The sequence below is a fragment of the Pseudomonas sp. CAM1A genome (assembly GCF_047501685.1).
Classification (GTDB): domain Bacteria; phylum Pseudomonadota; class Gammaproteobacteria; order Pseudomonadales; family Pseudomonadaceae; genus Aquipseudomonas.
The window spans coordinates 1-927 of sequence record NZ_JBFNXP010000048.1 but is presented as its reverse complement, the minus strand read 5'-3'; the positions used below and the strand labels follow the sequence as shown (position 1 = coordinate 927).

Genomic DNA, 927 nt, shown 5'->3' with positions numbered 1-927 from the left:
TATCTGGGGCAGCCGGAGCTGACCGCTGAGCGCTTCCTGCCGGATCCGTTCAACGGCGGCACCATGTACCGCAGTGGCGACCTGGTGAGCTGGCAGGCCGACGGTACCTTGCGTTACCTGGGGCGTGCCGACCAGCAGATCAAGCTGCGGGGGTTCCGTATCGAGCTGGGCGAAATCGAGGGGCGTCTGGGCGAATGCCCAGGCGTTCGCGATACCGCCGTGATCGTGCGTGAGGACGCGCCGGGGGACAAACGCCTGGTGGCGTACTTCACCGGTGACGTGGCGGCGATCAGCGAACTGCACGAGCGCCTGCAAGGCGTGCTGCCGGACTACATGCTGCCGTCGGCTTATGTACGTCTGGACACGCTGCCCCTGACCGCCAACGGCAAGCTCGACCGCCGCGCCTTGCCGCAGCCGGGCAGCGAGGCCGTGGTCAGCCGCGCCTTCGAAGCGCCGCAGGGCGAGGTGGAAACCGCGCTGGCCGCGATCTGGGCCGAGGTTCTCAAGATCGAGCAGGTCGGTCGCCATGACCACTTCTTCGAGCTGGGTGGCCATTCGCTGCTGGCCGTAAGCCTGATCGAGCGCATGCGCAAGGCCGGGCTGGATGCCGACGTGCGCGTGCTGTTCGCCGAGCCGACCCTGGCCGCGCTGGCGGCTGCGGTGGGCTCTGGGCGAGAGGTAGCCGTACCCGAGAACCGTGTGCCGCAAGACGCGGTGCAGATCACGCCGGACATGCTCAGCCTGATTGATCTCGACCAGGCCAGCATCGACCGTATCGTCGCCAGCGTGCCAGGCGGCGCCGGCAACGTGCAGGAGATCTACCCGCTGGCGCCATTGCAGGAAGGCATCCTCTATCACCACCTGAGTGCCGAGCAGGGCGACCCCTATCTGCTGCAGACCCGCCTGGCCTTCGACAGCCTGGAGCGG

Annotated in this window: 1 protein-coding gene; it reads left to right on the top strand. The window is 67.7% G+C overall.

Going from position 1 to position 927, the window contains the following annotated elements:
• Positions 1–927: phosphopantetheine-binding protein (locus tag ABZO33_RS26820; RefSeq protein WP_414538505.1), on the top strand; the 927-nt coding region annotated here is incomplete at both ends.